General features: G+C 66.4%; 5 protein-coding genes. 2 read left to right on the top strand and 3 right to left on the bottom strand.

Features of this window, described 5'->3' with window-relative positions; genetic code table 11:
* On the top strand, positions 1-1,432 hold a 1,432-nt coding region (pssA, locus tag KBA32_RS16255; RefSeq protein WP_294361222.1), incomplete at its 5' end, for a CDP-diacylglycerol--serine O-phosphatidyltransferase.
* On the opposite strand, the gene KBA32_RS16250 is transcribed toward pssA, so the two are convergent.
* On the bottom strand, positions 1,416-2,612 hold the full coding sequence (locus KBA32_RS16250) for a HAMP domain-containing sensor histidine kinase (protein ID WP_294361219.1): 1,197 nt from the start codon (positions 2,610-2,612) through the stop codon (positions 1,416-1,418). The genes pssA and KBA32_RS16250 overlap by 17 nt on opposite strands.
* Positions 2,613-2,627: 15 nt before the next feature.
* On the bottom strand, positions 2,628-3,356 hold the full coding sequence (locus tag KBA32_RS16245) for a response regulator transcription factor (RefSeq protein ID WP_294361216.1): 729 nt from the start codon (positions 3,354-3,356) through the stop codon (positions 2,628-2,630).
* A 384-nt stretch (positions 3,357-3,740) separates the two neighbouring features.
* Here KBA32_RS16245 and KBA32_RS16240 point away from each other — a divergent pair, with 384 nt between their 5' ends.
* Positions 3,741-4,475 (top strand): EF-hand domain-containing protein, encoded by a 735-nt coding sequence (locus KBA32_RS16240; RefSeq protein WP_294361214.1) that lies wholly within the window; start codon positions 3,741-3,743, stop codon positions 4,473-4,475.
* Between the two features lie 126 nt (positions 4,476-4,601).
* On the opposite strand, the gene KBA32_RS16235 is transcribed toward KBA32_RS16240, so the two are convergent.
* Positions 4,602-5,336, bottom strand: coding sequence for an N-acetylmuramoyl-L-alanine amidase (locus tag KBA32_RS16235; protein ID WP_294361212.1), 735 nt, complete (start codon positions 5,334-5,336; stop codon positions 4,602-4,604).
* Positions 5,337-5,650 lie beyond the last annotated feature (314 nt).

The following is a 5,650-nucleotide window of genomic DNA, read 5'->3' as shown; positions in this document are numbered from 1 at the left end:
CGGTATAATCCGGCGCGTGGAACTCATACAGAAAATCCGTCCCCGCCGCCGCATTCCCGGCCTGACCTCGGCCTGGAACCGTCTGCGCGGACGCACGAGCGCCGGCCAGCCGCTGACCGAGATGCCCTGCCTGCCGGTTGCCGCCGGCAAGGTGCAGACGCTGGACAGTCCGGTCGATTACCGCGAAACGATCCTCGCGCTGATCGCGCAGGCGAAGAAGCGCATCCTGATCGCCGCGCTCTACCTGCAGGACGACGACGCCGGACGCGAAGTCCTGTCGGCGCTCTACGCGGCGAAGAAGGCGCAGCCGCAGCTCGAAGTCTCGGTCTTCGTCGACTGGCACCGCGCGCAGCGCGGGCTGATCGGCAAGGTCAAATCGGAGGGCAACGCCGCGCTCTATCGCAGCATGGCCGAACGCTTCGGCCCCGGCGTCACCGTCTACGGCGTACCCGTGCAGCGGCGCGAGCTGATGGGCGTGCTGCATCTCAAGGGGCTCGTCATCGACGACCACGTCCTCTACAGCGGCGCCAGCCTGAACGACGTCTACTTACAGCGGCACGGTCGCTACCGCCTCGACCGCTACCACCTGATCGACGACGCGGCGCTCGCCGACAGTCTGGCCGGACTGCTCGACACCACCTTCATCCTGAGCCCGGCCGTGCTTCCGCTCGACAGCGCACAGGTGCCGAAGACGGTCGAGCTGCGCGCCGCCATCGCGCAGTTCCGGCGCGTGCTCGCCAAGGCCCGCTATCACTACGCCGACGACCTGATCAAGCCGGGCCAGGTCGGCATCACGCCGCTACTCGGCCTCGGCGTGCGCGGCAACGAGCTGAACGCGGCGATCCTGCAGTTGCTCCGTCAGGTGAAGAAGCAGCTCGTCGTGTTCACCCCGTACTTCAACCTGCCCGGTCCGATCCGCCGGCTGGTCGACCAGAAGATCAAGGCCGGCTGCCGCGTCACCATCGTTCTCGGCGACAAGACGGCGAACGATTTCTACATCCCGCCGGAAGAGCCGTTCAAGGCGATCGGCGCGCTGCCGTATCTTTACGAAGCCAACCTGCGCCGCTTCTGCAAGGCGCACAAAAGAGCGATCGACGCCGGCACGCTGAACGTGCATCTGTGGCGGCACGACGACAACACCTTCCACCTCAAGGGCCTGCTCGTCGACGGCAACTACGCGCTGCTCACCGGCAACAACCTCAACCCGCGCGCCTGGCGCCTCGACCTCGAGAACGGCCTGTTGATCCACGATCCCCAGGAACTGCTGCTGCCGCAGCACATGGCAGAACTCGAAAGGATCATGGCGCACACGCACCGCCTCGCCAGCCACGAGGCGATCGAGCCGGTCGAGTCGTACCCGGCGCCGGTGCAGCGCCTGTTGCGCCGCCTGGCGCGCGTGCGCGCCGACCGTCTGGTCAATCAGGTGTTGTAGCGCCGGTTACAGAGGCAATTTCCGGCGAACTTCCCTCGCACCCGGCCGCGTTGCGCGGCAGATGGACGCGGACGCACAGCCCGCCCGCGACCCGATTGGCGGCCTCGATGCGCCCGTGGTGGTTATCGACGATCTGGCGCACGATGGCCAACCCGAGACCATGCCCGGTGCGCGCCGCAACCTGCGTTCCGCGGTAGAAGGGCTCGAACAGCCGCGCCAGATCCGCGGCCGGCACGCCCGGCCCGCGATCGTCGACGCACACGCACAGGTCGTCGCCAACCGCCGTCAGCGTGATGCCCACCCAGCCGCCGCTCGCCGCATGTTTCAGCGCGTTGCGCAGCAGGTTGTCGAAGACGCGATGCAGCATTTCCGCGTCGCCGCAGGCGACGCAATCGTGCCCACCAACGTCGAGTTCCACCCGACAGCCGGCTTGCGCGGCTTCGGGCGCCGTATCGGCGACGACGTCGGCGAGCAGGTCGGCGACATCCACGCGCTCGTTGTCGCGCGCCATCATCCCCGACTCGAGGCGCGAGAGCGTCAGCAGTTCGCTGAGCAGGCGGTCCATGCGCACCGATTCGTGCTCGAGACGCACCAGGCAGTCTTCAAACTTGTCCGGCTGCTGGCGCGCCAAGCCGATGACGGCGTTCAAGCGCGCCAGCGGCGAGCGCAGTTCGTGCGACACGTCGTGCAGCAGGCGGCGCTGGCCCTCCATCAGCTGTGCGAGGTGCTGCGCCATGCGGTCGAAATCGTGGCCGAGGTCCGCCAGTTCATCGCGCCGGCTGCCCATCGCCGCAGCCACGCCCGGCGCGAGCTGGCCGCCGGCCGCCGCCTGCAGCGCCTGGCGCAGGCGATGAATCGGGCGCGCTACGTAGGCGGCGAGCAGTGCGGCGAAAACCAGGCTGACGAGCGCGCCGGACAGGAGATGCACGAGCGGCAGCTTGGGGCCCGGCCCCGGCCCGCGCGGCGGCAAGGGCTTGCCGTCTGCGCCGAGCGGCGGCGGTGCCAATGCGGCCGGCCCGCCCTCGGCGACACCCGCGCGTGGAATCGGCGGCGCCCACGTTTCATGCGCCGGCATCGTCGCCCAGATGGCCAACCCGATACCCAGCACGGCCGTCGTCTGCGCGAGGAAGAAGAAGATCAGGAACTTCCAGAACAGCCGGCCGAGCGGCAACTTGGGCATGGTGAGCAACGGCTGCTAGTCGACGAGCAGCTGGTAGCCGCGGCGGAACACGGCCTGGATGCGCGAGCGGCCGTCCGGCAGTGGCGGCAGCTTGCGGCGGATGCTGCTCACGTGCACGTCGATACTGCGGTCGTAGCGTTCGTGCGGCCGCCCGAGCCCCTGCTCGGAGAGCAGGTCCTTGCCCACCACCTGCCCGGCTTTCTGAATCAGGACTTCGAGCAGGTTGAACTCGGCGTTGGTCAGCGCCAGCGTCTCGTCGGCCCAGGTGATGCGGCGCTGTCCGGGCAGCAGGACGAGCTCGCCGATGCGCACGGCGTCGCCATCCGTGTCCTTGTCCGCATCCTGTTTCGACAAGGTACGGCGCAGGATAGCCCGTAAGCGAGCACTCAGTTCGCGCGGCGTGCACGGCTTCGGGACGTAGTCGTCGGCGCCAAGCTCAAGCCCGAGAATCCGGCTCTCCGAATCGCCGCGTGCGGTCAGCATCAGCACCGGCAGAGTGCTGCGCGCGCGGATGCGGCGCAGCACCTCGATCCCGCTGTAGCCGGGCATCATCACGTCGATGACGGCGATGTCGGGCAGTTCGACGAGCGCCGCGCGCACGCCGCTTGCGCCGTCATGCGCAACCGAGACACGGAATCCGTCGCTCGCGAGGTAGGCGCGCAGCAGCTCGACGAGCTCGACATCGTCGTCGACCAGGAGGACGTGCGCGCCACTGGGCGCATCGGTGGGAGCAGCTCCATTCATGGGCGTGATGATAACGGCTGGGCCGAATCGCGGCGACGCCGCTTTACACGGATTTACAGCGGCCGGTTGTTTTTGCCGGAAGAGCGGCAAAGGCGCCGTATCGCGCTGATTTTTGACGACTTTGTTTGCCGCTTCACGGCGCTTTCGGAGGGCGCTGACGACCCATTCAGCGGATTTGTTGCCGTCGCGGAACGAAACCAGCGAACAGATGCGCCGCGCGCGCCGGAACGCGGCCACGTCTTCACACGGATTTACCCGCATTAACACTTTTCGCCGTGATTTCACGCGCTTTCTGGCCGATAACTTGCGAACAAGGCGATAAGCCGGCACGTCGCTGATTCGTTCGGGATCACGCCGGCCCCCACAACCTTTAAGGAGCACACCATGAGTTCAGTGAGTGGCATCAACACGAGCAGTATCGCTTCCTTGTACTCGGAACAGACCAGCCAACGCCGGCAGAAACCCGATGCAGCCACGATGGCCGAGGACCTCTTCGCCAAACTCGATACGTCCGGCAAGGGCTACATCGAGCAGAGCGATCTGACGTCGGCTTTATCAAGCACCTCAAGCACATCGACCGAAGGCACGGCCAGCGCCAGCGAGATTTTCAGCCAGCTCGACAGCGACGGCGACGGCAAGGTCACGCAGGACGAGCTGAAGACGAGCATGCAAAAGCTGGCCGAGTCGCTCGACAGCCAGTTCGACGAGATGCGCATGCAGGCCGGAATGCCACCGCCTCCACCGCCCGCTGAAAGCGACGCCGGCTTCACCGAGGAAGAACTGACCGACCAGCTGGCCGAGATCGGCAGCACCGATTCGGCGCGCGCCAGCCTGATCAGCAACGTGGTGAACAACTTCGACGCCGCCGACACGAACGAGGACGGCAAGGTCAGCTTCCAGGAAGCGATCGCTTACGACAAGGCCAACCCGACGAGTTCATCGAGCGCCGCGACCGATTCGACGAGCTCGACCGACTCGACGACAAGCGCCACGTCGGTCGCCAGCAGCGACAAGACCGACGCGCAGGTCTTCCGGCAGCTCATGGAATTGCTGCGCACCTACGGCGAAAGCGATGACTCGACGAAGAACCTGTTGAGCACGCTCGTCACCACCGCCTGAAGAGAGGATCGGTGGATTGGTGCAATGCGCGTTGCTTATTGCACCCTACGGTCTCTACAAAACCTACCGAAGCCGTAGGGTGCAATAAGCGCAGCGCATTGCACCGACCGTTCGCAACAACCACCGTCACCGTTCACCCACATAAAGGCACGCCGCGATGCCGGTCGCAATCGCATCGGCCATGCGCTCCTGGCGCGCCGGGTCGAGCAGCGCCAACTCCTCGGCGCGATGCTTGATCACGCCGGCCTCGAAGAGCACCGCCGGCAGCGTCGTGCGATAGAGGACGACCAGGTTGTCGTAGTAATGCACGGTGTTCTGCACGTCGGCGTAAGGGCGCGGCGTGTGCGCCAGCGAATCGGCGTGGTGCGTCGCGCCGACGAAGCCCTGGCGGCGCAGCCAGGCGCCGATCGCCGAGGCGCAGCGCAGGCTGGTTTCCAGATCCGGGCTGTTGCGCGAAACGAAGAGCGAAAAACCGGCATGCCGGTCGCTGAAGTTGAGCGCTTGCCCCTCCCACGCCCATTCTTCGAGTAGTTCGGCCTGCACCGAGTCGTGATGGATGGCGATGAAGAAGTCGCTACCAGCGGCCGCCTGCGGCCGGGCGTCGAGGCTCTCGATGCGCCCGTCGAAGTTGATCTGGCGCACGCCCAGACCGCGCGCCGCCAGCGCACCGGCGACCTTGCCGGCGAGCACCCGGTTGAAATCGAACTCCTTGCGCCCGCGCGCACTCACCGCGCCGGTGGCCGCCAGCGTATGGCCGACGTCGACGGCGACTTCCGCAGCGGAAGCGGTCGAGGCGGCAAGATAACCGGCGATACAGCACAAGAAACCGGCGATGCGGCGCATCAGCGAAAAGGAATCCACGGGCGTTCTCTCCGAAGCGAAGATCGCGAATGCGCCCCGAGGCAGGACCGGCCGACGCACGCGCAAAAGCCACGGATATTACACGCAACGATTGCGTTGGCCTCGCCCGACCGGTGGGCAAAGGGATCACGGTGTGGGTGCAATGCGCGTTGCTTATTGCACATCCCCTTCTCCGACAACATCGCAAGGGCGCAATAACCGAAGCGCACTGCGCCGAATGACTACCCGACCACCCGTCCCTCCACGTCACGCCGCGCGCGGCCGAGGGCTTCGAGGGTGTCGATGATCTGCGGCAGGCGTTTTTTCCATGGGCC

The organism is Propionivibrio sp. (assembly GCF_017995515.1).
Taxonomy (GTDB): Bacteria; Pseudomonadota; Gammaproteobacteria; order Burkholderiales; family Rhodocyclaceae; genus Propionivibrio.
Note: the sequence above shows the minus strand (reverse complement) of the source record. Positions and strands in the feature narration are given on the sequence as shown.

Bases quoted from the DNA above. Each gene is read 5' to 3' on its own strand.
- KBA32_RS16250 (WP_294361219.1), bottom strand. From the start codon at position 2,612: ATGCCCAAGTTGCCGCTCGGCCGGCTGTTCTGGAAGTTCCTGATCTTC.
- KBA32_RS16245 (WP_294361216.1), bottom strand. From the start codon at position 3,356: ATGAATGGAGCTGCTCCCACCGATGCGCCCAGTGGCGCGCACGTCCTC.
- KBA32_RS16240 (WP_294361214.1), top strand. From the start codon at position 3,741: ATGAGTTCAGTGAGTGGCATCAACACGAGCAGTATCGCTTCCTTGTAC.